Consider the following 25,749-nt stretch of genomic DNA (forward strand, 5'->3'; position numbering starts at 1 on the left):
CGGGGCGGAGGTCAGGCGCGCAGGTCCAGGCCGATGTCCAGGATCGGCGAGGAGTGGGTGAGCGCGCCCACGGCCAGATAGTCGACACCAGTCTGGGCGACCTCGCGCGCCGTGGCCAGGGTCAGTCCGCCGGAGGACTCCAGCTTGGCCCGGCCGGCCACCAGCTCGACGGCCTCCTTCAGCTGCGGGACGGAGAAGTTGTCCAGCAGGATCAGGTCGGCCCCGGCCTCCAGCACCGGCGGGATCTGCTCCAGGGTGTCGACCTCGACCTCGACCGGCAGGTCGGGGTAGGCGGCCCGGACGGCCCGGAAGGCCTCGGCCACGCCGCCGGCCGCGACCACGTGGTTGTCCTTCACCAGGGCGGCGTCGGACAGCGCCATCCGGTGGTTGGCGCCGCCGCCGCAGCGGACCGCGAACTTCTCCAGCGCGCGCAGCCCCGGAGTGGTCTTGCGGGTGTCCCGGACGACCGCGCCGGTGCCCTCCAGGGCGTCCGTCCAGGCCCGGGTCGCGGTGGCGATGCCGGACAGGTGGCAGAGCAGGTTGAGCGCGCTGCGCTCGGCGGTCAGCAGGTCGCGGGTGCGCGAGCGGACGGAGAGCAGCACCTGGCCGGCCTCGACCCGGTCGCCGTCCTGGACGTGCCGCTCGACCTCGAACTCCTCCTCGCAGACCAGCGAGACGACGGCCTCGGCGATCCGCAGGCCGGCCACCACGCCCGCCTCGCGGGCGGTGAAGTCGGCGGTGGCGACGGCCTCGGCGGGCACGGTGGCCACCGAGGTGACGTCCTCGCCGCCGGCCAGGTCCTCGGCCAGCGCCAGCGTGGCGACGTCCTCGACCTCGATCGGGTCCAGCCCGGCCTCCTCCAGCAGCTCGGCGAGCTGCGGGTCCAGGCCGGTCTCGTAGCCCTCGCCGTCCCCGCAGGCGCAGCCGTCGCCGCAGCCGCCCTGGGCGTCGGCCAGGGGGAGGTCCTCGTGGGAGTGGGTCATGGTTCTACTGCTCCTCAGGGGTGCTGACGGGGTCGCCGGAGGCGGTGAGGGTGGTGATCAGGTGGCGCCGCCAGTGGGCGTCGTCGCGCTCGGGGAAGTCCTCGCGCCAGTGGCAGCCGCGGGTCTCCCGGCGCTGCGCGGCGGCCGCGACCAGGGCGGTGGCGACCAGCAGGAGGTTGGCGGCCTCCCAGGTCTCCACCCGCGGGTCGGCGGGCTTCTCCTCGGCGACGTGCGCGTAGGCCTGCTCGGCGAGCAGGGTGAGCCCGGCCGCGGCGTCGGCCATCGACGCGGCCGAGCGCAGCACGCCCGCGCCGCGCGACATCAGCCGCTGGATCTCGGCCCGGGCCTCGGACGGGGGCAGCGGCACCGGCTGCGCGGCGCGCGCCGCGGCGACGTCCACCGAGCGCTCGGGCAGCCCGCCGGTCCGGTGCCGGGCGGTCAGGTCCGCGGCGATCGCCTCGGCGAACACCAGGCCCTCCAGCAGCGAGTTGGACGCCAGCCGGTTGGCGCCGTGCACCCCGGTGCAGGCGACCTCGCCGCAGGCGTAGAGCCCGGGGACGCTGGTGCGGCCCCGCGGATCGGTGCGGATGCCGCCGGAGGCGTAGTGGGCGGCCGGGGCGACCGGGATCGGCTCGGTGACCGGGTCGATGCCGTGCGCCCGGCAGGAGGCCAGGATGGTCGGGAAGCGCTGCTCCCACATCTCGGCACCGAAGTGCCGCCCGTCCAGGTACATGTGCTCGGCGCCCTGCTCCTGCATGCGCCGGGTGATCGCCTTGGCGACGATGTCGCGGGGGGCGAGCTCGGCCAGCTCGTGCTGCCCGAGCATGAAGCGGACGCCGTCCGCGTCCACCAGGTGGGCGCCCTCGCCGCGGACCGCCTCGGAGACCAGCGGCTGCTGGCCCTCGGCCTCCGGGCCCAGCCAGAGCACCGTCGGGTGGAACTGGACGAACTCCAGGTCGGTGACGGCGGCCCCGGCCCGCAGGGCGAGCGCCACGCCGTCCCCGGTGGAGACCGCCGGGTTGGTGGTGGCCGAGAAGACCTGGCCCATGCCGCCGGTGGCGAGCACCACCGCGCGGGCCCGGACGGCGCCGACGCCGTCGCGCTGCCCCTCGCCCATCACGTGCAGGGTGAGGCCGGCGGCGTGGCCGTCGGCGTCGGTGAGCAGGTCGAGGACGAGCGCGTGCTCGATCAGCTCGATGCCCGGGTCGCTGCGGACGGCCTCGACCAGCGCGCGGGATATCTCGGCGCCGGTGGCGTCGCCGCCGGCGTGCGCGATCCGGCGGCGGTGGTGGCCGCCCTCGCGGGTGAGCAGGATCTCGCCGTCGGCGCCGCGGTCGAAGGCGGCGCCGACCGCGATCAGCCGGCGGACGGCGTCCGGGCCCTCGGTGACGAGGGTGCGGACGGCCTCCTCGTCGCAGATCCCGGCGCCGGCCACCAGCGTGTCGTCCAGGTGCTGCTCGGGGGTGTCACCCTCGCCCAGGGCGGCCGCGATGCCGCCCTGGGCCCAGCGGGTGGAGCCGTCGTCCAGCATCGCCTTGGTGACCACCATGGCCCGCAGGCCGGCCTTGCGGACGTTGAGGGCGACGGTGAGGCCGGCTACGCCGGAGCCGACCACGACCACGTCGGTGGTGGCGGTCCAGCCCGGGGCCGGGGCGGTGAGGCGGTGCGTGGCGGACATGGCGTCAGTGGCTCCTTCAGCGCGCGGCGGTCGGGGCCGCGCCGTTGCCGTCACCGTACGCCCGGTCGCCGCGGAGCAGTCCGCTGCCCTCCGGGGTCTCGGCCGGGTCGCCGCCCAGGCCGGTGATCCGGTTCCGCTCGTCCACGAAGACGATCTTCGGCTCGTAGCCCTTGGCCTCGGCCGTGTCCATCTGCCCGTAGGCGATGAGTATGACCAGGTCGCCGGGGTGGACCAGGCGGGCGGCGGCGCCGTTGATGCCGATCACGCCGGTGCCGCGGGGGCCGGCGATGGTGTACGTCTCCAGCCGGGCGCCGTTGTCGATGTCGACGATGTGGACCAGCTCGCCGGGGAGCAGGTCGGCGGCGTCGAGCAGGTCCTCGTCCACCGTGACCGAGCCGACGTAGTGCAGGTCGGCCTGGGTCACGGTGGCCCGGTGGATCTTGGACTTGAGCATGGTGCGGAGCATGGGGTCACGCCTCCTGTGAGTGCATGCCTGAGGGGGTACTGCTGCTTACCGGACGATGATGCGGACGTTGTCGATCAGGCGGGTCGAGCCCACCTTCGCGGCGACGGCCAGCACCGCCTCGCCCTGGAAGTCGTCCGCCGCCTCGGTGAAGTCGTGCGGGTCGATCAGGGCGAGGTAGTCAAGGGTGACACCCTCCGCGCCGTCCAGGACGGCGGAGGCGGCCTCGCGGACGGCCTTCGGGCCCTGCGCGGCCACGTCGCGGCCGGCGAACAGCGCTGCGGAGAGTGCCAGGGCGCGGGTGCGCTCCTCCTCCGAGAGGTAGCGGTTGCGCGAGGACAGCGCCAGGCCGTCCTCGGCGCGGGCGGTCGGCACGCCGACGACCTCGACGTCGAAGTCCAGGTCGGCGACCATCCGCTGGATGACCGCGAGCTGCTGGGCGTCCTTCTCGCCGAAGAACGCGAAGTCCGGGTCGGTGATGTGCAGCAGCTTGGCGACGACGGTCAGCACCCCGTCGAAGTGGCCCGGGCGGGTGGCGCCCTCGTAGCGCTCGCCCATCGGGCCGGCCGTCAGGCGCACCTGCGGCTCGCCGTTCGGGTACACCTCGTCGACGGAGGGCGCGAACACCACGTCGGCGCCGTTCTCCTCGGCCAGCCGCACGTCCGCGTCCAGGGTGCGCGGGTAGCGCTCCAGGTCCTCGCCGGCGCCGAACTGCAGCGGGTTGACGAAGACCGTCACCGCGACCCGGCCCTCCCGGCCGACCTGCTTGCGGGCGGCCCGGACCAGGGCGGCGTGCCCCTCGTGCAGCGCGCCCATGGTCATCACGACGGCGTTGTCGACCGGCTGCTCGTCCGGCCAGAACGCGGCCTCGAAGTCGTCCACGGTGTGCGTGACGACGGCCCGGTGGACCTTCGGCTCCCGCTGGGACCTGCCGGGCTGCTTGCCGCGTGCCATCAGTGCTTCTCCTCGTTCAGTACGTCCAGCAGCGCCGTCGCCGACGCCTCGTCGATCGTCCCGTGGGCGAGCGCCCGCTGGGCGGTGGCCCGGGCCATCGCCCGGTAGGCCGCCGGGATGTCCGGGGACACCGTACTGAGCTGCGCCAGGTGGCGCCGCACGGTGCCCGCGTCGCCCCGCGCGACCGGGCCGGTGAGGGCCGCGTCGCCGGAGCGCAGGCTGTTGTCCAGGGCGGCGCCCAGCAGTGGGCCGAGCAGCCGGCCGGGCTCGGCGACGCCGGCCGTGCGCAGCAGCTCCATCGCCTGCGAGACCAGTGTGACCAGGTGGTTCGCGCCGTGGGCGAGGGCCGTGTGGTAGAGCGGGCGGACCTGCTCGGGCACCCACTCGGGCTCGCCGCCCATCTCCACCACCAGCGCCTCGGCGACCGGCCGCAGCTCCTCGGGGGCGGTGACCCCGAACGGGCAGCCGGCCAGCCGGTCCAGGTCGACGGAGGTGCCGGTGAAGGTCATCGCGGGGTGCAGCGCGAGCGGCAGCGCCCCGGCCCGGGTGGCGGGCTCCAGGATGCCCACGCCGTGCGCGCCGGAGGTGTGCACCACCAGCTGCCCGGGGCGGACGGCACCGGTGGCGGCCAGGCCGGCCACCAGGTCGGCCAGCGCGTCGTCCGGGACGGTCAGCAGCACCAGGTCCGCCGCGGCCAGCACCTGCGGCGGGGTGACCACCCGCACCCCCGGCAGCAGCGCCTCCGCGCGGCGCCGCGAGGTGGCGGACACCCCCGAGGCGGCGACCACGGTGTGCCCGGCCAGCTGCAGGGCGGCGCCCAGGGCCGGTCCCACCCGCCCGGTGCCGACCACGCCGACGGCGAGGCGGGCCGGGCGGTTGCCCGGATCGGCCGGATCGCCGAAGCCGTCGGCGAGCGGGGCGAACCCGGCGAAGTCGTCCGACCCGTTCATGCGCCCACCTCGCTGCGCTCGGGCGGGCATCCGCCGACGCGCACTTCGTCCACAGCGGGCTCGCTCCGCTCGCCCACAGCCTGCCCTGGTTCCTCGACTGATCGTTCCGGTCCTCTTCGGGTACCGGACGCACCGGCCCATTCTACGGGCGGGCGGCGGGGTCTCAGTCGGCTGCGCCGGCCCGGATCAGCCCCGCCTCGTACGCGAGCACCACGGCCTGGACCCGGTCGCGCAGGCCGAGCTTGGCCAGGATCCGGCCGACGTGGGTCTTCACCGTCGCCTCGGAGAGCACCAGCCGGGCGGCGATCTCGCCGTTCGACAGGCCCTGCGCGACCAGCAGGAACACCTCCCGCTCGCGCTCGGTCAGCGGCCCCAGCACGTCCGAGCCGGGCGAGCTCTGCGGGGTGGGCAGCACCTCGGCGAAGCGGTCGATCATGCGGCGGGTGGTGGTCGGGGCGACCACCGCGTCCCCGCCGTGCACCGCGCGGATCGCGGCCACCAGCTCGGTCGGCGGGACGTCCTTCAGCAGGAAGCCGCTGGCGCCGGCCTTGAGCGCGGCGAAGGCGTACTCGTCCAGGTCGAAGGTGGTCAGGATGAGCACGTGCGGGGCGTCCGGCAGCGGGCTCCCGTCCTCGGCGAGGCAGATCCGGCGGGTGGTCTGCACACCGTCCAGGCGCGGCATCCGGACGTCCATCAGGATCACGTCCACCTGCGTGTGCCGCAGCCGTTCGAGGGCCTGGGCGCCGTCACCGGCCTCGGCGGCGATCTCGATGTCGCCCTGCGACTGCAGGATCATCCGGAAGCCGGTGCGCAACAGCTCCTGGTCGTCGACGAGCATCACGCGGATGGTCAAGGTGGCTCCTTCGGGGCGTCGGGGCGACGGGGGACTCAGTGTGCCGCCTTCAGGGGGAGGACGGCGCGGATCCGGAAGCCGCCGCCGGGGCGGGGGCCCACGTCGAGGCGGCCGCTGACCATGCCGACCCGTTCGCGCATGCCGATCAGGCCGTGGCCGAGGCCGTCGGTGCCGCCGGCGGTGAGCTGCTCGTCGGTGCTGCCGCGGCCGTCGTCCTCGACCAGGACGGCGAGCTCCCGCTCGCCGAAGTCGACCGCGACCCGGGCGTGCACGTCCGGGCCGCCGTGCTTGCGGACGTTGGTCAGCGCCTCCTGGACGATCCGGTAGACCGTCAGCTCGACGCCGCGCGGCAGCTCGCGGGGGTGCCCGGAGGTCGCGTAGTCCACCTGCAGCCCCGCCGTGCGGACCTGCTCCAGCAGCTCCGGCAGCTCCTCGACCCCGGGCTGCGGCACGTACTCCTCGGCGGTGTCCGCGGTCCGCAGCACGCCCAGCAGCCGGCGCATCTCGACCAGCGCCTGCCGACCGGTGGACGCGATGGTGCCGAGCGCCTCCTTGGCCTGCTGCGGGGAGTTGTCGAGCACGTACGCGGCGCCGTCGGCCTGCACGATCATCACCGAGACGTTGTGGGCGACCACGTCGTGCAGCTCGCGGGCGATCCGGGCGCGCTCGGCGGCGACCGCCACCTTGGCCTGGGCGTCCCGCTCGCGCTCCAGCCGGGCCGCGCGGTCCTCGAGCTCGGTCAGGTAGGCGCGGCGCACCCGGGTCAGCCGGCCCCAGGCCCAGCAGAGGATGAACGGCGTGCTCATCAGCAGCATGATCAGCAGGGCCTGGCCGGGGGAGTACTCCCGGGTGACCGCGTCGCCGGCGTGGTCCAGCTCCGTCTTCATCGGGTGCAGCTGCCAGAACACCAGCGGACCGCTGGCGACACCGGCGGCCAGCGCCAGCCGGGACGTCCACTTCTGGCCGAAGGCGGCGCCGGTGTAGGCGAACACCAGGTAGGCGATCGAGGAGGCGGCCGGATCGACGTCGGCGGCCACCTGGCCGAGACCGAGGCCGGCGGCGGCCGCCACCGTCACGTCGGGGAAGCGCCGGCGGAAGACCATCAGCGCGGGCAGCAGCACCGCGACCAGGATCTGCGCGTCGAAGCGCCAGCCGTCGGGGAAGTTGTCGTTCGGCAGCAGGCCGAAGAACAGCACGACCGCAGCCCAGGCGGCGTCGACCACCATGGGGTGACGGCGGAGCCAGGCGTTGAGTCGATGCACGTCTCCAGCGTAGGCAGTCACGCGGTGTGCCCAGGTCCGCCGGTAGGGCGATCCGTCCTACTCCGTAGGTCGGAGACGCACGGGTGCCGATGGGCAGGGGTGCCCGGCGGCCGGGTAGCGTCCCGGCCCATGACTTGGATGCGGTGGGCGCCCGCCATGGAACAGGCCCTGTACGACCCGGACGGCGGCTTCTACCGCAGGCCGGAGGGCCCCGCCGGGCACTTCCGAACCTCGGTGCACGCCTCGGAACTGTTCGCCCGCGCGGTGGCACGGCTGCTGCTGGAGGTTGACGAGGCCCTCGGTCGTCCGGAGGAGCTGGCCCTGGTCGACGTCGGGGCCGGACGCGGCGAACTGCTCGCCGGCGTGCTGGCCGAACTGCCCGGCGAGGTGCTCGCGCGGCTGCGCCCGTACGGTGTGGAGCTCGCGGACCGCCCGGCCGGGCTGCCGGACGCGGTCCGCTGGACGGACGCGGTGCCGCGCGGCCGCACCGGGCTGCTGTTCGCCAACGAGTGGCTGGACAACGTGCCGCTGGACGCCGGCGAGGTCGACGAGGACGGGGTGCTGCGCTACCGCGAGGTGGACACCGCCACCGGCGAGGAACGGCCCGGCGAGCCCGTCTCGGCGGCCGACGCCGCCTGGGCCGGGCGCTGGTGGCCCGCCCGGCAGCCGGGGGACCGCGTCGAGTTCGGCGGCCCCCGCGACGCCGCCTGGGCGCACGCCGTCGCCGGACTCGACCGCGGCCTGGCCGTCGCCGTCGACTACGCCCACACCGCCGGGCGGCGGCCCCCCTTCGGCACCCTCGCCGGCTTCCGCGGCGGCCGCGAGGTGGCCCCCGTCCCGGACGGCTCCTGCGACGTCACCGCGCACGTCGCCCTCGACTCCGCCGCCGCCCCCGGCCTCCACAGCCTGTGGACGACGCAGCGCGACGCCCTCCGGGCCCTCGGAGTCAGCGGCGCCCGACCGGCACTCGCCCTCGCCTCCAGCGACCCCGTCGGGTACCTGCGGGCGCTCAGCGGCGCAGGTGAGGGCGCCGAACTGACCGACCCGGCCGGGCTCGGCGCCTTCGGCTGGCTGGCCCAGACGGTCCGCATGCCGGTACCGGAGAGCCTGCGCCACCTGCCGGGATGGCAGACTCTGACCCCATGAGGGAGACCACGGTCGGCATCGGGGCGGGAGCCGAGAACTTCACCGGCGAGGCGGGCACCACCGACATGGTGCTCAACATCGGCCCGCAGCACCCCGCCACGCACGGCGTGCTGCGACTGCGGCTGGTGCTCGACGGCGAGCGCATCGTCACCGCGGAGCCGGTGATCGGCTACATGCACCGCGGCGCGGAGAAGCTCTTCGAGGCCCGCGACTACCGCCAGATCATCATGCTGGCCAACCGGCACGACTGGCTCTCCGCCTTCGCCAACGAACTCGGTGTCGTCCTCGGCGTCGAGCGGATGCTCGGCATGGAGGTCCCCGAACGGGCGGTGTGGATCCGCACCCTGCTCGCCGAGCTCAACCGGGTGCTCAACCACCTGATGTTCCTCGGCTCCTACCCGCTCGAACTCGGCGGGATCACCCCGATCTTCCACGCCTTCACCGGCCGCGAGGACCTCCAGCACGTCCTGGAGGAGGCCTCCGGCGGCCGCATGCACTACATGTTCAACCGGGTGGGCGGCCTCAAGGAGGACCTCCCGGCCGGCTGGCTCGGCCGCGTCCGCACCGCCGTCGCCGTGGTCCGCTCCCAGCTGCCGGTCTTCGAGGAACTCGTCCTCGGCAACGAGATCTTCCGCGCCCGCACCGCCGGCGTCGGCGTCCTCACCAGGGCCCAGGCCGAGGCGTACGGCGTCAGCGGACCCATCGCCCGGGCCAGCGGCCTCGACCTCGACCTGCGCCGCGACGAGCCCTACCTCGCGTACGGCTCCGACGAACTGCGGCAGGTGCTCACCGTCGTCACCCGCGAGGAGGGTGACTGCCTGGCCCGCTTCGAGTGCCTGCTGGAGCAGACGGTCAACTCGCTCGACCTCGCCGACGCCTGCCTCGACAAGCTCGCGACCCTGCCGCCCGGGCCCGTCAACCAGCGGCTGCCCAAGGTCCTCAAGGCCCCCGAGGGCAGCACCTACGCGTGGACCGAGAACCCGCTCGGGATCAACGGGTACTACCTGGTCTCGCGCGGCGACAAGACGCCGTGGCGGCTCAAGCTGCGCTCGGCGTCGTTCAACAACGTCCAGGCGCTGACCGAGCTGCTGCCGGGGACGCTGGTCGCGGACATGGTGGCGATCCTCGGGTCGATGTTCTTCGTGGTCGGGGACATCGACAAGTAGGCGGGCGGTGCGCGGGGTGGGCGCCCCGGGGTGGGCGCCCCGGGGCGGGCGCCCCGGGGGCGGGCCGGTGGCCCGGCCCCTGCGGCGGGCCTGCGTCTCCCGGGCCGTGCGCCGGGCCTGCGTCTCCCGGGTCTTGCGGCGGGTCAGGCCTTCTTGGGCTTCTTCACCGGGTCCGCCGGGTGCGGGGCCACCTTGCGGTCGCCCTTGGTGGCGATCCGCTCCGCGCACAGGCCGGCCAGCACCTCGTAGGCCGCCTTGCCCATCAGCTCGGTCAGCTCGGGGCGGTAGCTGACGTACACCGGGTCCGCGCCCTGGTGCGCGGCCGGGGCGCCGGTGCACCACCAGTGCAGGTCGTGGCCGCCCGGGCCCCAGCCGCGGCGGTCGTACTCGCCGATCGACACCTGCAGGTAGCGGGTGTCGTCCGGGCGGTCGATCCAGTCGTAGGTGCGCCGGACCGGGAGCTGCCAGCAGACGTCCGGCTTGGTCTCCAGCGGCTCCCGGCCCTCCTTGAGCGCCAGCGCGTGCAGGGCGCAGCCCGCGCCGCCCGCGAAACCGGGGCTGTTCACGAAGATGCAGGCGCCGCCCACCCGGCGGGTCTGCCGGTCGCCGTCCTCGTCCAGCATGGTGACGCCGCCGTCGGACTTGATCCGCCCCTTGGCGTCGGTGCCGTGCGCGAAGTTCTCCCACAGCTCGGGCGTCAGCCGCGCCGCGTGCCCGAGGACGCGCTTCTCGTCGTCCTCGTCCGAGTAGTGCGCGCCCAGCGTGCAGCAGCCGTCCGACTCGCCGCGGCCTTCGCGGATGCCGTGGCAGCCCTGGCCGAAGACGCACGACCAGCGGGAGGTCAGCCAGGTGAGGTCGCAGCGGAAGACCTGCTCCTCGTCGTCGGGGTCGGCGAACTCGACCCAGGCGCGGGGGAAGTCGAGCGGGACCTCGTCGCGCGGGATCCCGCCGAGCGGGGTCTCGCGGCGCAGGGTCGGCATCGCGAGGTCGACCGGCGCGGAGGAGGCCTTGGACTTCTTCTTGGACGTTTCTGCTGGTGCCACCCGGCAAGGGTAGAGCCTTCGCGGGGCCGGCGGACCGCCCGCCACCGGGGGGCCTCGCGGCGCCTCGGCCGGGCGCGGGGGTGCCGGGGGGTGCCCGAGGAGGCCCGGGGGGGGGTGACGGCCGGGGCGGCTGCGGTCGGGCGTCGGCGTCGATGACGACCTGCACGTTCGCCGAGGGCCGGTGATCACGACTGGAGGCCCGCACCAGGCCCTCGCACTGCCGCACCCGCGGACGCGTGAACGGCTCCACCCGCACCGGCCCAGCCCGCAGCACCCCCCGGGTACCGGAGAAACGCCCTGCGCCCGACCGTCCGGAACAAGCCCTAGGATGGCGGCCAATCCGCGACGGGGAGGTACGGGGATGCCAGACGACGGGGTCGCCGGCAGCGGGGATTTCGTCCTCAAGCCGTGGGAACTGCGGGGCGAGGCACGGGAGTTCGAGCGGATCGGGCGCGATCTGGCGAAGGCCGTCGGCGCCCTGGAGCGGGACCTCGCCGCCCTCGGCGCACCATGGGGCACGGACCGGCCGGGCAGCGGCTTCGCCACCGTCTACGGGCCGGCGCGCGGCGAACTCGCCGGTGGACTGCGGGGGCTGGCAGGGCGGCTGGGGCAGGTCGGTGCCGGGCTCCACACCATGGCCGACCGCACCGCGGACACCGACACCTCGGCGGCGGCGGGCTTCGGGCCGCCGGGGGCAGCGGCAACCCCGGGGTCGGCGGCGGTCGTCCCCAAGGACGTGTCGGCCTGACGGTCGGCGTTCCCCGGGCCCGGTGGGTCGTGGGCCAGGGGGGTGGGGTGCCGGTGCTCGGGCGTCCGCCGCGCTCCGTGGGCGGTGGGCGGCGGGCGGTTCACGGCACGCGGGGCTCGTAGGGCTTGTAGGTCTTGTAGGGCTTGTAGGTCTCGAAGGTCTTGAAGGGGGAAGCGCGTGGCCCGGAAGCTGCCCGAGGAACTGGCCCCGGTCCTGGCCAGGACCGGCCACCAGTGGCCACAGGCCGACGAGGACGGGCTGCGCCGGGCGGCCGGGCTCTGGCGGGAGTTCGCCGCCGAGGCGGACCGCCTCACCCGTCGCGGTGGCGAGTCCGCCCGACGCGTCACCAGCGAGAACTCCGGCCATGCGGTCGACGCCTTCGGCGCGTACTGGCAGGCGTTCACCGGTGGGGGGAAGGGGCACCTGGACGACGCCCACGCCGCCGTCGGGCTGGTCGCCGGGGCCTTCGACCAGGCCGCCCGGGCCGTCGACGGCTGCAAGGCCGAGATCGTCGCCACCCTCCGGGAACTCGCCGCCGAGCTCAGGCAGGCCGAACAGCAGGCCGCCGCGGTCCAGGAGGCCGCCGTTGCTCCGGTGCCCGCCGCCCCGGTGTCCGCCGCCCCGGCCGGGGGTGGTGCCGACGGGATCTTCGGCGGGCTGCGCCGGACCGTCGCCGCTGCCACCGCAGCCGTGCGGGACACCGCGGGGCGGCAGCTCGCCGACGCGAAGACGACGCTGGCCGTCGAAACCGCAGGCCTGAAGATCGGCGGGCTGCTCGACGAGCTCGGCCGCGGGATGAAGGACGGCCTCGCCACCGCGCTCAAGGACCCGGCCGCGGTCGCGCTGCTCCGGCTCGGCGCCGCGCCCGGGGTCACCACCGCCTCCTACTCCTACCGGACCGCCGCCGCAGGCGCCTTCGACGCACGTGCCGCGGGCCTGCCGGCCGCGCTCGGCGAACCCGGCGTGCTCGGCGCGGACGGCACCGGACTCGTCCTGTTGACCGGGAGGGACGGGAAACCGCTGGTCGGCGTGCCCGGGCTCACCGTCGAACTCGACGGGGCCGGGCAGCCCGTCCTCGGACAGGACGGCCGACCGGTCATCCTCCGGGCCGACGGGACGCCCCTCCCTGACGTCGCCGGACTGCTCGTCGTCACCGGGCCGGACGGCAGACCGCTCGTCGGCGTGGCCGATCCGGCCGTCGGCCTCGACGAACACGGGCGCCCGCTGCTCACCGGTCCGGACGGCCGGGACGGCAGGGCGTCCGACCAGGAGCCGCACGGCCTGCCGCTCGCCGGACTGCTGCCCGGCGGGCCGGCCGTCCTCACGACCTCGCTGATCCCCGCTCCCGACCCGGGCCCGGGTCGGGACCCGGACCCGGACTCGACGGACGACCCTGCGACCGGTCCGACGTCCGGACCGCGGACCGGACCCAGGACGGCGGGCGGGGTGGGGGTGGCGGGGGCCGCCGCTCCCGACCTGCTGACGGCTTCGCTCGGGCCCGACACGGCCGTCGCCGGGACCAGCGCCGTCACCGGCGGCCTCTCCCCGGACGGACCCGTCGTCGCGTCCGTCGCGTCCCATGCCACTGGTGGGTGGCCGGGGCACGGCGGCGCACCGGCCGGGGCCGACTGGTCGACGCCCGCCCGGGCCGCTGTGGCCCCGGTGGCCGGGGGTGGCGGGGGCGGCTGGTCGGACGGCGACTACCCGCTCCAGCAGCCCGCGCCGGCCCCCGCGCACACCGGCGGCAACGGGGGCGGGCCCGTCACCGTACGGACCGACTCCGTGCTCGCCCCGCCGGCCGGTGCCGCCACCCCCTCGTACGACCAGGGGCCGCCCGAGACGCCGCCGTCGGTCCGGACGACCGGACCGGTCGGGGCGGTCGGGGCGGTCGGTCCGGTGGGCGTGGCCGGGCACCTCGCGGCGCCGGCCTACGGACCCCCGTCCGGCGCGGCGGGCCCGCTCGTGGGCGGTGGCGGGTACTCCGGGAGCGCTCCGGCACCGTTCGGGAGCGCTGCCGGGGCCGGTGGGCCGGGCGCCGGCCCGACCGGTGCGGCCGCGACGCCCGGGGCACCGGTCACGGGCGCGCCGGGCACGGGTGCGCCGGCCGCTGCGGCAGCCGCCACCGGCGGTCCGCAGCCCGGACCCGAACCCCGCCCGGGGGCCGCCGCTCCCCGCCCTCCCGTCGGCACCGCGCCGTACCCAGCCACGCCCACCGCCCCGACCGCCCCGGGCACCTCCCCGGGGGCCCCGCCCGCGCAGGCGGTCGTTCCCGCCCCGCCGGTCGTCGGGCCCAACCCCGCGCGGCCCGAACCGCACCAGCCCGACGGCCGCCGCCGGGACTCCGCCGCACCCGTCGCCGCCGACCCCGCGCTGGTCTGGGGCGTCGTCCCGGTCGCCACCGCCCACGCGACGGCGTTCCGACTCGCCCTCCGCGCCCGCCGCGCCGGCCACACCGAGGACCCGGCCGTCCGGCCCCGCACCCTCGCCGACAGCCGCCCCTACGGCCTGCCGGGCGGGCTCGCCCCGGTCGACCCCCAGCACCAGGCCGAACTCGAACGCCGCACACCCCGCGACGAGGACGGCCGACCGCTGCGCCACCCCGACCCCGCCGCCGGGTGCTGGGCCGAAGCCGTCAACGACGGCGGGTACCGCGAACCCGGCCGGGCCAACAACAGCCTGGAGATCGCCCTCTCCGCCATCGAGACCCACGCCGGCCTGCCCACCTGCGCGGCCCCCCGCATCCCCACCGAAGGCGACGCCGGGGAACGCGGCGGTCGCGACCGTGCGGAACGCGAACTCGGCGCTCCGTTCCGCGACCTCGGGGACGGCGGGCCGGCCTTCGACCGCCTCGTCGCGGACCTGCTCCGTTCCGGCCACGGCGCCCAGGCGCTCCTCCTCACCCTCGACGACCACGGCCGCCCCCACGCCTGGAACGCCGTCAACCACCGGAACGCCGTCACGTATCTCGACCACCAGCTCGCCCGCCAGGGCTCCACCCCTCTTCACCCCGCCACCCGCGGTCTCTGGGCCATCACCCTCACCCCCGAAGGCCACCCCCTGGACGTCACCCCCACCCCCTGAGGCCCCCCGGCCCGCCGCCCGCCGCCCGCACAAGAAGTCGACCCATCCGACTTCCTGTGCGCGCCCCGTCTCGGCCCCAGCCAAATATGTAGACCGACCGTCATATTCACCCGGAGGTTGCCCGCGCGGCGTGGCCCTGGCCCAGGCGTGCCATATGTAGACCGGTCGTCCTATTCGGCCCGTCCGGCGTGACCTGTGCGGGAAGTCGGCGCGGTCGACTTCCTGCACGCAGGTCACGCCGCTGTAGCGGGGAGGAATCTGTAGACCGACCGTCATATTCTTCGCCGAGCTCCCCCTGGGGCGCCGCGCAGGAAGTCGATCGGGTCGACTTCCTGTGCAGGGTGGCCGCGGCCCGGGTGTGTCATGTGTGGACTGGTCGTCCTGCTCGGCCTATCCGGCGCGACCTGTGCACGGGAAGTCGGCGCGGTCGACTTCCTGTGTGCAGCCCGGCGCCGCTGTAGCGGGGAGGAATCTGTAGACCGACCGCCATATTCCACCCCGGCTGCCAAGGAGGTCCTGCGTAGGAAGTCGGCCATGTCGACTTCCCGTGCAGGGTGGCTGCGTCCCGGCTTTGCCGCACCTAGATTGGTCGTCCTATGTGGTCGCGCCCTGTGGCGTCTGTGAGTGTGGAGTTGAAAGTCGGCGGAGTCGACTTCCTGCGTACGGATTGGTGCGCTTGCCGCTGGGGTGAATATGTAGACCAACCGTCATATTCCTTGCTGGTCCCACCCTGTGGTCCTGCGTGGGAAGTCGGGCAGGTCGACTTCCTGGGCGCGGGTCGGTGGGGCGGCGCTGGGGATATGTAGACCGACCGTCATATTCACCCCTCGTTCGCGCCGGCCCGGCGTGGTGTTGCACAGGGCATCGCCCGGGTGGGCCGGGGGTGCGGGGACTTAGGTAGACCGGTCTGCATATTCCTCCGGGGGTGGGCTCCGCGCCTGGTGGGCCTGCGTGGGAAGTCGGTCGGGTCGACTTTCCGTGCCGGGGGAGTGGGCGGGGAGTGGCTCGGCGGGGGCGGGTCGGGGAGTGCGGCTGTGGTGGGGGGATGGGCGGGGTCGTAGGGTCGCGGGTCGACGGCGTGGTCGAGATGAGGGGGCGGTGGCGGCGTGATCTCGCGGGCGCAGGCGGTGGCGGCGGGTCATCGGTGGATCAACGGCGATCTCCCGCAGGGCGCCGGGGCGGTGCGGCGGGTTCTCGCGCACGAGTTCGAGCTCGGGTGGGTGGTCTGGGCGGAGCCGCCGAAGGTCGCGGTGGATCCGCGGACGGGGGAGCGGCGGCCGCCCGAGGAGGTCGGGGCGGCGTGTGCCGTGGTGGACCGGGAGAGCGGTCGGTTCACGGTGTGGCCGTCCGTGCCGGTGGACGAGGTGGTCGGGCTGTACCGGGACTTCGTGGGCGCCGGCGGGTACGACCCGGCGCGTCCGCCGGCGACCGGTCGGGGCGCCCGGGCCGAGCTGACCTACCGGGACGCCGCGGGCGAGGTGCGTTCGCTGGCCCTGCGTTCGGCGGCCGGCCTGCCGCACCCGGCGCTGCGCGGCTGGTGGTGGCTGCGCGAGCAGGGCGTCCCGGCCGAGGACGTGCTGGCCGTGCGCACGGATCTGCGGCTGGGTGCCCTGCCCGGCGGCTACTGGGCGCACGCGCTGGCGGCGGAGCTGCCGCGGGTCCGGGTGGGCTTCGAGGTGCCGTACGGTCCGAGGTTCGATCACCGGGCGGCGGCGGTGCGGGCGTTGCCCGCGCCCCCGGACGGTCCGGTGCGGAACCGGGTGCCGTTCCCGCGGGCGGCGCTCCCGGTGCCCGCGGAGTCGGCGCACAAGGAACCGGCGCCCGTGGAGTCGGATGCGGCGTTGGCGGCCCGGCTGGCCGCGGGGTTCGGTGCGGCGGGCGTGCAGCGCTTCGATCCGGCGGACGTGGCGCGGGCGGAGTTGCCCGGGGAGGCGGCGGCCGTGTTGCTGACGGTGGGTGTGCCGTCGGTGCTGCCGGGCTTCTTCACCCTGTACCACCCGGGGGCGGCGGCGGTCGGGGACGGTTCGCGCCCCGCCGCCGTGCTGCCTCCGCTGGCGGCGCACCTGGCGGCGGCGGGTCGGGGCGCCCGGGTTGCCGAGCGGGAGCGGGCGGCGCTGGCGGGGCGGCTGGTGCTGGGGTCGGACGGCTGGGCGCTGGTCACGCTCGACGCGGTGAGCGGTGCGGTCCGGGCCGTCGATCCGGACGACGGGACGGCCCGGTACGGCAACGCGGACGTGCGGTCCTTCATCCGCTGCCTGGCGGTGTTCGCCGGGTGGCTTCCCGCCCTGCGCGGGTCGGACCCGGTGACGGCCGGGGCGGCGGTGGAGGCCCTGCAGCGGGCCTTGGTGGCGGTGGACGGGACGGTCTTCGACGATCCGGAGAACTGGTGGGCCGTCATCGTCGAGCAGTCGTGGGACGGACTGCTGTGAGCGGCGCAGCGGCCACTCGTCCGGGTGACGTGGACCGCACCGCGGTGTCGGCGTGCCGCCAGGTGGCCCCAGGCTGAGAGGAACCGGATGGCATCGTCGGGTTGTCGGATCAGTTTGATGATCTGCCGTCGAGTCGTATGAGATGCGTTCCGACCGGGCGGCGACGTCCGCCAGCTGACCCCCGGCCGAACCAGACCCCGGCCGAACCAGACCCCCGCCGAACCAGACCCCCGCCCAACCAGACCCCCGCCCAACCAGACCCCCGCCCAACCAGACCCCCGCCCAACCAGACCCCGGCCGAACCAGGCCCCCCGACCGAACCACCCCCCGACCGAACCGAGCAGGAGCCGGAGCCCCCGAGCCGTGACCGCCCAGCCCCGCGCCGCCCAGACGGCCGTCCTCGCCGCCCTCGCGGTCCTGGCCGCCGGATGCGCCTCCGCGCCCGCGCTGAAGGCCCGGTCCGTCGCCGCCACGCCGTCCTGCGACGCCCCGGTGGTGATCGGTCACCGCGGTGCCCCGCGCAGCGCTCCCGAGAACACCATGGCCTCCTTCGAGACCGCCCTGGAGCAGGGTGCCGACTGGCTGGAGACCGACGTGCAGACGACCCGGGACGGCGTCCCGGTGCTGATGCACGACCCGACCGTGGACCGCACCACCAACGGCAAGGGCGCCGTCGCCGACCTGACCGCCGCCCAGGTCGCGGACCTGCGGGTGACGGTCGGGCCGGGCCCCGCCGAGCCGGTGCCCACCCTGGAGGAGCTGCTCGACCGCCTCTCGGACAGCAACGCCACCCTGCTGATGGAGATCAAGTGGCAGCGGGCCGAGGACGTCGTCCGGATCGCCCGGATCGCCGCCGCCAGCCGGGCCAAGGTGGTCCTCTACTCCTTCTCGGCCGAGCACCTGCACCAGGCCCACGCCGCCGCCCCGGCCCTGCCGGTGGTGCTGATCCAGGGCTCGGCGATCGCCGAGGACCCGGGTGACCTGCCGTTGCGGGGCATCGCCCTGGACACCTCGCTGGCGACCGCGGCCCGGATCGCCGCCGAGCGCAGGGCGGGCCGCGAGGTGTACGTCTGGACGCTCGACGACGAGGAGTCCTGGCAGCTGATGTCCGCCCGGGACGCCGACGGCCTGATCACCGACACCCCGGGCCCGGCCCGGCGCTGGGCGGACGCCAACTGCCGCACCGGGCCGCGGCCCGGGCCCGGCGGCCACTGATCCACCACCGGCGCGGCCGAGGCCACTGATCCGCCCCCGGTGTGCCCGGCGGGCACTGCCCCACCGCCGGTGTGCCCGCCGGGACCAGCGCGAATACGGTCACATCCGGTCTCGCCCAGGTCCGGATCGCGTAGCGTGGAGAGTTATGCGACTCGGTGTACTCGACGTAGGTTCCAACACGGTCCACTTCCTCGTGGTGGACGCCCATCCGGGTGCCGCCCCGCTACCCGCGTACTCGCACAAGGCCGAGCTGCGTCTGGCCGAGCTGCTGGACGTCGACGGCGCGATAAGCGAGGCCGGTGTCGAGCGGCTGGTCGGGCACGTCGCCTCCTCGCTGCGGGTCGCCGAGGACAAGGGCGTCGTCGACATCCTGCCGTTCGCCACCTCGGCCGTCCGGGAGGCGGCCAACGGCGAGGAGGTACTGGGCCGGGTCGCCGCGGAGACCGGGGTGGAGCTGCGGGTGCTCTCCGGGCAGGACGAGGCCAGGCTGACCTTCCTGGCCGTCCGCCGCTGGTTCGGCTGGTCCTCCGGGCGGCTGCTCAACCTGGACATCGGCGGCGGCTCGCTGGAGATCGCCTGCGGCCTGGACGAGCAGCCCGACGTCGCCTGTTCGCTGCCGCTGGGCGCCGGCCGACTGACCGCCCGCTGGCTGCCCGGGGACGTGGCGGACCCGGACGGGCTGCGCGAGCTGAGACGCCACATCCGGGCCGAGATGGGCACCGTCGTCGGTGAGGTCTCCCGACTCGGCACTCCCCAGCACGCCGTCGCCACCTCCAAGACCTTCAAGCAGCTGGCCCGGATGACCGGCGCCGCGCCCGCCGACGCCGGCCCGTACGCGGACCGCAGGCTCACCCGCAGCGGGCTGTCCGCCTGGCTGCCGCGGCTGGCCGGGATGACCGTCGCCGAGCGGGCGCAGATCCCCGGCGTCTCCGAGGGCCGGGCCAAGCAGCTGCTGGCCGGAGCACTGGTCGCCGACGCCGCCATGGACCTCTTCGGGCTGGAGGAGCTGGACGTCTGTCCCTGGGCGCTGCGCGAGGGCATCATCCTGCGCCGCCTGGACACCATGGACAGCCCCGCCGACCGCCGCCGCCCGGCGCTCACCCCCTGAGGACGGTCCCGTTCGGAGCGCGGTCCGCATACGCTGTCTCCCGTGGTGCAACCAGCGGGTGAGGACGGGACGCCGGAGGACCGCGCCCCCGGGGACGGGCAGCCGCGGCCGGACGGCGCGCGCCGCAGGCTCGGCAAGGCGGTCAAGGGCGCCACCGCGGCGAAGGCCGCCAAGGCCGCGAAGGCGGCTCAGCGCACCGCCGCGAAGTCCGCCGCCGCGAAGTCCGCCGGCGGAAAGTCCTCCGCCGAGAGGTCCTCCGCCGAGAGGTCCTCCGCCGAGAGGTCCTCCCCTCGGAAGCCCGACGTCCGGAAGCCCGCCGCCGAGAAGTCCGCCGGCCCGGAGGCACCCGGCTCCGAGCACTCCGGGACCGGGCGTCCCGAGACGGAGCCCGAGGACCCGGAGACCAGGGCCCCGGAGCCGAAGCGGCCCGCGCGCAGGAGGACGGCCTCGAAGACGTCCGACCCCGCGAAGCCCGCCCCCACGAAGGGCGCTCCCACGAAGCCCGCCCCCACGAAGGGCGCTCCCGCGAAGCCCGCCCCCACGGCGGCCGACCCGAAGAGTCCGGAGCCCCCGAAGCCCGCCCTCGCGAAGGCCGAGCCGAGCAAGGCCGAGCCGAAGAAGGCCGGTGTACGCAAGCCCGGCACGCGGAAGGCCGCCGCCACCGCCGCGCCCCGGGAGACCCGCACCGCCCGGGCCGCCGGTGCCGCCAAGGCCGCCGTCCAGTCGGTGCGCTCGGTCAAGGCCGCCCGGCGCGACGCCGCCCGCCCCCCGCTGCTGCGCACCACCGACCGGCTGGTGCTGCCCCCGCACCCGACCCTGCACATTCCGGACACCAAGGTGGTCCTGTCCACCGCCTCGGTGTACCCGGCGAGCACCGCCGTGGCGTTCGAGCTGGCCGCCAAGCTCGGCTACGACGGGGTCGAGGTGATGGTCTGGAACGATCCGGTCAGTCAGGACGTCGACGCGCTGCGCCGTCTCTCCGACGCCCACCGGATGCCGATCCTGGCCGTGCACGCGCCCTGTCTGCTGATCACCCAGCGGGTGTGGACCACCGACCCGTGGACCAAGCTGGTCCGGGCCCGGGCGGCGGCGGAGAAGCTCGGTGCGAGCGCGGTCGTGGTCCACCCGCCGTTCCGCTGGCAGCGCCAGTACGCCCGGGACTTCGTGACGGGCATCAACCGGATGGCGGGCGAGACCGACGTCCGCTTCGCGGTCGAGAACATGTACCCGTGGCGCTACCGCGACCGCGAGGTGCTGGCCTACGCGCCCGGCTGGGACGTCACCGACGAGGAGTACCGGCACTTCACCATCGACCTCTCGCACGTCGCGACCTCGCGGATCGACACCTTCGCCATGGTCGAGCGGATGGGCGACCGGCTGGCGCACGTCCACCTGGCCGACGGCAGCGGCTCGGGCAAGGACGAGCACCTGATCCCCGGCCGCGGCAAGCAGCCCTGCGCCGAGCTGCTGGAGCACCTGGCCCGCACCGGCTTCGACGGTCACGTGGTGCTGGAGGTCAACACCCGGCGTTCCGCGTCGCCCGCCGAACGCGAGGCCGATCTGGCCGAGGCCCTGGCTTTCACCCGCCTGCACCTGGCCACCCCGTCGCGCGTACGCTGAGAGACCGCGCTCGTGAGGGCGCGAACCACCGTGCGGAGGGGAAGCCATGACGGAGGATCAGCACCAGGGCCGGGGCCAGGATCAGGGGCGGCTGGAGGCGGCGCGGAGCTTCGGCGGGGTCGCCGTCGAGTACGGCCGCGGCCGGCCGGGCTACCCGGAGGAGCTGTTCGACGCGGTGGAGCGGTTGTCCGGCCGCAGCCTGAAGAGCGCCCGGGTCCTGGACGTCGGCGCCGGCACCGGCATCGCCACCCGCCTGCTCGCCGCCCGCGGGGCGGACGTCGTCGCGGTGGAGCCCAGCGCGGGCATGGCCGCCCAGTTCCTGGCCTCGTCGCCGGGGCTGCCGCTGGTCCGGGCCGGCGGCGACGAACTGCCGTTCCACGACGGCTCCGCCGACCTGGTCACCTACGCCCAGGCCTTCCACTGGACCCGCCCCGAACTGGCCGTCCCCGAGGCGGTCCGGGTGCTGCGGCCCGGTGGCGCCCTGGCCGCCTGGTGGAACATCCCGGACGAGACCGTGCCGTGGGTCCGGGCCCGGGTCGAGCGGATGACCGCGGCGCTGGGGGACCGCTACCACGGCTACGGCGGGGTCGCCGGTCACGTCGCCCACTTCGCGGCGGCCGGCCTGAGGGTCGAGCGCGCGGTGCTGCGCTGGGGGCGGAGGGTCACCGTGGACGAGGTGCTGGCCGACCTCACCTCCCGCTCGTTCATGGCCTCCCTCGGGCCCGAGGAGCGCGCGCCGCTGCTGGAAGCCGAGCGGGTCGCGATGACCGCGGAGTTCCCGGACGGCCGGCTGGTCGAGCGCTACGCCCTGGAGCTGGCGGTGGCGATCACCCCGGACACCCCGGCCTGACCCGGCCCACCCCGGCGCCCTGGCCACACCCCCGCCCCGCACACCTCCGAAGGGCCCGCCCCACACCCCCACCCCCCGAACGGCCCCGCCCCGCACACCCCCGAACGGCCCGTCCGCCTGACCGCATCGCGGACGGGCCGTCCGCCGCCTGGACCGCGGGCGTAGGCTCGTAGCCACAGCGGCCCCCGCACCCTCCCACCAGCGGGGCGCCGGCGACAGCCCCGAAGGAGTGGAGCACAGTGCCCGAGCTGAGGTCCCGTACGGTCACCCACGGTCGCAACATGGCAGGCGCCCGGGCGCTTCTCCGGGCCGCCGGCGTAGCCCGCGAGGACTTCGGCAAGCCGATCATCGCGGTCGCCAACTCCTTCACCGAGTTCGTGCCCGGCCACACCCACCTGCAGCCGGTCGGCCGGATCGTCTCCGAGGCGATCAAGCAGGCGGGCGGCATCCCGCGCGAGTTCAACACCATCGCCGTGGACGACGGCATCGCGATGGGCCACGGCGGCATGCTCTACTCGCTGCCCTCGCGCGACCTGATCGCCGACTCGGTCGAGTACATGGTCAACGCGCACTGCGCCGACGCGCTGATCTGCATCTCCAACTGCGACAAGATCACCCCGGGCATGCTGATGGCCGCGCTGCGCCTCAACATCCCGACCGTCTTCGTCTCCGGCGGGCCCATGGAGGCCGGCAAGGCCACCCTGGTGGACGGCACGGTGCGCAAGCTCGACCTGGTCGACGCGATCTCGCAGGCCGTCAACGAGAACGTCTCCGACGAGGACATCGCGATCATCGAGGAGAACGCCTGCCCGACCTGCGGCTCGTGTTCCGGCATGTTCACCGCCAACTCGATGAACTGCCTCACCGAGGCCATCGGCCTCTCGCTGCCCGGCAACGGCTCGGTGCTCGCCACCCACACCGCCCGCCGCGCCCTCTACGAGGCCGCCGGCCGGACCGTCGTCGAGATCACCAACCGCCACTACGGCCAGGACGACGCCTCGGTGCTCCCGCGCGCGATCGCCACCCGCGCGGCCTTCGAGAACGCCATGGCTCTGGACATCGCCATGGGCGGCTCGACCAACACCATCCTGCACCTGCTCGCCGCCGCCCAGGAGGCCGAGCTGGACTTCGACATGCGGGCCATCGACGCGGTCTCCCGCCGGGTGCCCTGCCTCTCCAAGGTCGCGCCGAACGGCTCGTACTACATGGAGGACGTCCACCGGGCCGGCGGCATCCCGGCCATCCTCGGCGAGCTGTACCGCGGCGGGATGCTCAACGAGGACGTCCACACGGTGCACTCCGGCTCGCTCGCCGAGTGGCTCAAGACCTGGGACGTGCGGGGCGGTTCGCCGTCCGCGGAGGCCGTCGAGCTGTGGCACGCCGCGCCCGGCTGCGTCCGCTCCGCCGAGGCCTTCTCGCAGTCCGAGCGCTGGGAATCGCTGGACACCGACGCCGCCGGGGGCTGCATCCGCAGCGTCGAGCACGCCTACTCGGTGGAGGGCGGCCTCGCCGTCCTGTACGGCAACCTCGCCGAGGACGGCTGCATCGTGAAGACCGCCGGCGTCGACGAGTCGATCTGGACGTTCAGCGGCCCGGCCGTCGTCGTGGAGTCGCAGGAGGACGCGGTCGAGGCGATCCTCGCCAAGCGGGTCAAGGAGGGCGACGTCGTCGTCATCCGCTACGAGGGCCCCAAGGGCGGTCCGGGCATGCAGGAGATGCTCTACCCGACCTCCTTCCTCAAGGGCCGGGGCCTGGGCAAGGCCTGCGCGCTGGTCACCGACGGCCGCTTCTCCGGCGGCACCTCGGGCCTGTCCATCGGCCACGCCTCCCCGGAGGCCGCCTCCGGCGGGACGATCGCCCTGGTCGAGGACGGCGACACCATCGCCATCGACATCCCGGGCCGGAGGATCTCCCTGGAGGTGCCCGCCGAGGTGCTGGACGAGCGCCGCCGCGCGCTGGAGGCCGGCGGCGGCTACCGCCCGAAGAACCGCGACCGCCAGGTCAGCCAGGCGCTGCGCGCCTACGCGGCGATGGCCACCTCCGCCGACAAGGGCGCCGTGCGCGACGTGAGCAAGCTGGGCTGAGCCCGCTGCCGGGCGGCCGCCCGGCAGCCGTCCGGGCCCGGCCCGACGACGACGGCGGAGGAGCCGTCCCGCAGTCCGGGACGGCTCCTCCGCCGCTTCCGGCGTCCGGGGGATAATCGACCCCGTGAACGAGCAGCCCCCCGCCCCCGCCCCCCAGCCCGTCGGCGCCCCCGAGCCGGACCCGATCCGCTGGTTCGGCACCAGCTGGGTCGAGCGGGACAACGGCTACTGGCTGCGCCGCGTCGCGGTGTCGGCCGGTGCGCTGGTCGCCGCGGCGGCCGGTGCGTTCGCGCTGCGCCTCGGCGTCGAGGGCGTCGCCCTCTCCGACGGCGGCGGCTTCCTCAACGGGCTGCTGACCGCGGCCATCGCGATCTGTTCGCTGATGGCCGCGCTGCGCACCTGGAAGGTGCTCACGGAGGGCAAGGACCGGCTGACCGGCTGGATGACGGAGGACCGCTCACTCGGCGCGGTCTGGCTGATCGGCGGGGTCGGCTCGCTGCTCGCCTACTTCGTCCGCAGCCTCACCGAGGCCCCCGGCGAGGCGGTCAACCGGGCCGCCCACGAGCGGGCCCTCGCCCAGTACGGCAAGCGCCGGGCCGACCGCAGCGGCCGGCCCGGCGCCGGGGCGCCGGGCCGGGGCAAGCGCCGGCGCTGAGCGGTCAGTTCCGGCTGAGGGTGCCGCAGGCGGCGCTCTCCTGGATGTCCTTCGTCCGGTCGTAGGGGTCGGTGGCCGGCCCGGTCGGCGTGGAGCCGGGGTGGGCGAGCTCCGCGAACTGGTCGAACTGCGGGTGCAGGAAGCCGTCGTAGACGTCGCACGCGCTGTTGCCGATGTCCGACGAGGACTTGGCGAAGCTCAGCTTCTTCGGGTTGACCCGGTACCGGGCCGGGTCGTAGAAGCGGAAGTCCTCCTGCTTGCGGACGATGGTGCGGGTGGTCCAGGTGTCGCCCGCGACGTCCGCGGCCGGCAGCACCAGGCCCACCGGCTTGGCCGTGCCGCCGGACGGCGCGGCCGGCTGCTTCGTCGCCGGGGGAGCGCTCGGCGCGGGCCGGGGGGAGGCGGCCCGCTGGGCGGCCTCCGGGCCCGGGCGCAGGGCGTACACGTAGGTGAAGTCGGTGTGCACCAGGACGCCCTTGTCGCCGTCGCCCTCGACGGTGATCCGGCCCTGCACCTTGACGGTGTCGGTCGCCAGGATCGCCTCGCGCGGGTCGAAGCGGGCGAAGTCCCTGGTGGGGTCGTGCTCCTCGGACGGCTTGGCCAGCGCCGCGTTCAGGTCGTCCTGCTGGTCCCGCTCCAGCATGGCCAGCGCGGCGTCCGGCCGGGCGCCGCCGATGACCTTGGGGTCCATGTTGGCCGCGGCGAGGTAGCCCTTCACCAGCGCGACCTGGGCGGCGACCTGGTCGGCGCCGAACACGCCGGTCGCGGCCGGCTCGTCCACGGGCTTGAAGTCGTCCATCGAGGTCGGCCAGCCCTCCACGGGGGAGCCCTTCCAGGGGTGGTCGACGGTCGGCTGCTGGTCGGCGGCCGCGGAGGGGGCGGCGGTGGGCTTCGCCGTCTCCGGGGCGACGGGGGCGGCCGGGGTGCGGGCGGCGGCCGGCCCGTTGCCGGAGCCGTTCCCGTAGCGGGTGTCGTACCAGCTGCGCAGCCCGTCGATGTTGAGCGCGGCGAGCAGCACGGCGATGGTGAGGACGACGTAGAGCGGCGCGCGCCACTCCGGCCGGCGGCGCGGGCGCGGATTGCCCCAGGCATCGAGGGCCGGGGCCTTCGGCTTGCGGCCGAACCTGCGGCCGGCCGCCTTCGCCGGGCCGTCGTTGACGGAGCGGCGGCCGCCCGGATCGACCGGCGGGGTGTGCTTCCACCGGGCGGCCAGCATCCGGGTGCGCCCGGACTGCTCCTGGACGGTGGCGCCCTTGATGAACTCCTCGTCCAGGACGAGGTCGGCGAACGGGTCCTTCCCGCCCGCTCCGGACGGGTCGGACCCGCCCGGCTCGCGGCCCTCGGCGGGGCGCGGTTCCGGATCTTCGGCTATCGGCATCGCGCCAGTATGACGACGGGCGGTGACGATTCGTCGATCGGGGGCACACCATGTGGTGAACGCGTGTGCGAGGCGTGGCGTTT

General features: G+C 75.2%; 20 protein-coding genes. 11 read left to right on the top strand and 9 right to left on the bottom strand.

The window, feature by feature from the left end; all coding sequences use genetic code 11:
* Positions 1-11: 11 nt before the first annotated feature.
* The 7 genes from nadC to ACIRS1_RS16210 all read right to left on the bottom strand — a co-directional run bounded on the left by nadC (position 12) and on the right by ACIRS1_RS16210 (position 7,143).
* A complete protein-coding gene (nadC, locus tag ACIRS1_RS16180) occupies positions 12-983 on the bottom strand; it encodes a carboxylating nicotinate-nucleotide diphosphorylase (RefSeq protein WP_402839959.1) in 972 nt (323 codons plus the stop codon).
* A gap of 4 nt (positions 984-987) precedes the next feature.
* On the bottom strand, positions 988-2,661 hold the full coding sequence (locus ACIRS1_RS16185; RefSeq protein ID WP_402839962.1) for an L-aspartate oxidase: 1,674 nt from the start codon (positions 2,659-2,661) through the stop codon (positions 988-990).
* Positions 2,662-2,677: 16 nt separating this feature from the next.
* On the bottom strand, positions 2,678-3,127 hold the full coding sequence (panD, locus tag ACIRS1_RS16190; protein WP_360212742.1) for an aspartate 1-decarboxylase: 450 nt from the start codon (positions 3,125-3,127) through the stop codon (positions 2,678-2,680).
* Positions 3,128-3,172: 45 nt separating this feature from the next.
* Positions 3,173-4,078, bottom strand: a complete 906-nt coding sequence (gene panC, locus ACIRS1_RS16195; protein WP_402839965.1) for a pantoate--beta-alanine ligase — start codon at positions 4,076-4,078, stop codon at positions 3,173-3,175.
* Positions 4,078-5,028 carry a DUF2520 domain-containing protein gene (locus tag ACIRS1_RS16200; RefSeq protein WP_360212746.1) on the bottom strand — a complete coding sequence of 317 codons (951 nt, stop codon included), beginning with the start codon at positions 5,026-5,028 and terminating at the stop codon, positions 4,078-4,080. The genes panC and ACIRS1_RS16200 overlap by 1 nt, the downstream gene beginning before the upstream one ends.
* A 163-nt stretch (positions 5,029-5,191) precedes the next feature.
* Positions 5,192-5,881, bottom strand: coding sequence for a response regulator transcription factor (locus ACIRS1_RS16205; RefSeq protein ID WP_360212748.1), 690 nt, complete (start codon positions 5,879-5,881; stop codon positions 5,192-5,194).
* A 35-nt stretch (positions 5,882-5,916) separates the two neighbouring features.
* On the bottom strand, positions 5,917-7,143 hold the full coding sequence (locus ACIRS1_RS16210) for a sensor histidine kinase (protein WP_360212750.1): 1,227 nt from the start codon (positions 7,141-7,143) through the stop codon (positions 5,917-5,919).
* 129 nt (positions 7,144-7,272) lie between these two features.
* Between ACIRS1_RS16210 and ACIRS1_RS16215 the strand changes: the two genes are divergently transcribed.
* Together ACIRS1_RS16215 and ACIRS1_RS16220 are read left to right on the top strand one after the other, a co-directional pair.
* Positions 7,273-8,289 (top strand): SAM-dependent methyltransferase, encoded by a 1,017-nt coding sequence (locus tag ACIRS1_RS16215; protein WP_402839970.1) that lies wholly within the window; start codon positions 7,273-7,275, stop codon positions 8,287-8,289.
* Complete coding sequence (locus tag ACIRS1_RS16220) at positions 8,286-9,455, top strand: NADH-quinone oxidoreductase subunit D (RefSeq protein ID WP_360212754.1); 1,170 nt, start codon at positions 8,286-8,288, stop codon at positions 9,453-9,455. The genes ACIRS1_RS16215 and ACIRS1_RS16220 overlap by 4 nt, the downstream gene beginning before the upstream one ends.
* Positions 9,456-9,598: 143 nt before the next feature.
* On the opposite strand, the gene ACIRS1_RS16225 is transcribed toward ACIRS1_RS16220, so the two are convergent.
* On the bottom strand, positions 9,599-10,435 hold the full coding sequence (locus ACIRS1_RS16225; RefSeq protein WP_402840050.1) for a hypothetical protein: 837 nt from the start codon (positions 10,433-10,435) through the stop codon (positions 9,599-9,601).
* 424 nt (positions 10,436-10,859) lie between these two features.
* On the opposite strand from ACIRS1_RS16225, the gene ACIRS1_RS16230 reads away from it, so the two are divergent.
* The 9 genes from ACIRS1_RS16230 to ACIRS1_RS16270 all read left to right on the top strand — a co-directional run bounded on the left by ACIRS1_RS16230 (position 10,860) and on the right by ACIRS1_RS16270 (position 24,288).
* The gene (locus tag ACIRS1_RS16230; RefSeq protein WP_402839972.1) at positions 10,860-11,246 is read left to right on the top strand and encodes a WXG100 family type VII secretion target; all 387 of its coding nucleotides are present in this window, start codon (positions 10,860-10,862) and stop codon (positions 11,244-11,246) included.
* Between the two features lie 177 nt (positions 11,247-11,423).
* Positions 11,424-14,327, top strand: coding sequence for a toxin glutamine deamidase domain-containing protein (locus ACIRS1_RS16235; protein WP_402839975.1), 2,904 nt, complete (start codon positions 11,424-11,426; stop codon positions 14,325-14,327).
* A 1,106-nt stretch (positions 14,328-15,433) separates the two neighbouring features.
* The gene (locus ACIRS1_RS16240; RefSeq protein ID WP_402839978.1) at positions 15,434-16,756 is read left to right on the top strand and encodes an SUKH-4 family immunity protein; all 1,323 of its coding nucleotides are present in this window, start codon (positions 15,434-15,436) and stop codon (positions 16,754-16,756) included.
* Positions 16,757-17,119: 363 nt separating this feature from the next.
* Positions 17,120-17,971, top strand: coding sequence for a glycerophosphodiester phosphodiesterase (locus ACIRS1_RS16245; protein WP_402839981.1), 852 nt, complete (start codon positions 17,120-17,122; stop codon positions 17,969-17,971).
* A gap of 145 nt (positions 17,972-18,116) precedes the next feature.
* Positions 18,117-19,079: a Ppx/GppA phosphatase family protein gene (locus tag ACIRS1_RS16250; RefSeq protein ID WP_360212764.1), complete on the top strand. Its 963-nt coding sequence runs from the start codon at positions 18,117-18,119 to the stop codon at positions 19,077-19,079.
* Positions 19,080-19,895: 816 nt separating this feature from the next.
* Positions 19,896-20,699: a sugar phosphate isomerase/epimerase family protein gene (locus tag ACIRS1_RS16255; RefSeq protein WP_402840053.1), complete on the top strand. Its 804-nt coding sequence runs from the start codon at positions 19,896-19,898 to the stop codon at positions 20,697-20,699.
* A 46-nt stretch (positions 20,700-20,745) separates the two neighbouring features.
* A complete protein-coding gene (locus tag ACIRS1_RS16260; protein WP_402839983.1) occupies positions 20,746-21,549 on the top strand; it encodes a class I SAM-dependent methyltransferase in 804 nt (267 codons plus the stop codon).
* A 239-nt stretch (positions 21,550-21,788) separates the two neighbouring features.
* Positions 21,789-23,633: a dihydroxy-acid dehydratase gene (ilvD, locus tag ACIRS1_RS16265; protein WP_360212768.1), complete on the top strand. Its 1,845-nt coding sequence runs from the start codon at positions 21,789-21,791 to the stop codon at positions 23,631-23,633.
* Between the two features lie 124 nt (positions 23,634-23,757).
* Complete coding sequence (locus ACIRS1_RS16270; RefSeq protein ID WP_402839986.1) at positions 23,758-24,288, top strand: hypothetical protein; 531 nt, start codon at positions 23,758-23,760, stop codon at positions 24,286-24,288.
* A 4-nt stretch (positions 24,289-24,292) separates the two neighbouring features.
* Here ACIRS1_RS16270 and ACIRS1_RS16275 read toward each other — a convergent pair whose 3' ends face one another.
* Positions 24,293-25,666 (bottom strand): hypothetical protein, encoded by a 1,374-nt coding sequence (locus ACIRS1_RS16275; RefSeq protein WP_360212772.1) that lies wholly within the window; start codon positions 25,664-25,666, stop codon positions 24,293-24,295.
* Positions 25,667-25,749: the final 83 nt, after the last annotated feature.

It is taken from the genome of Kitasatospora sp. NPDC101176 (assembly GCF_044768035.1).
GTDB lineage: Bacteria > Actinomycetota > Actinomycetes > Streptomycetales > Streptomycetaceae > Kitasatospora.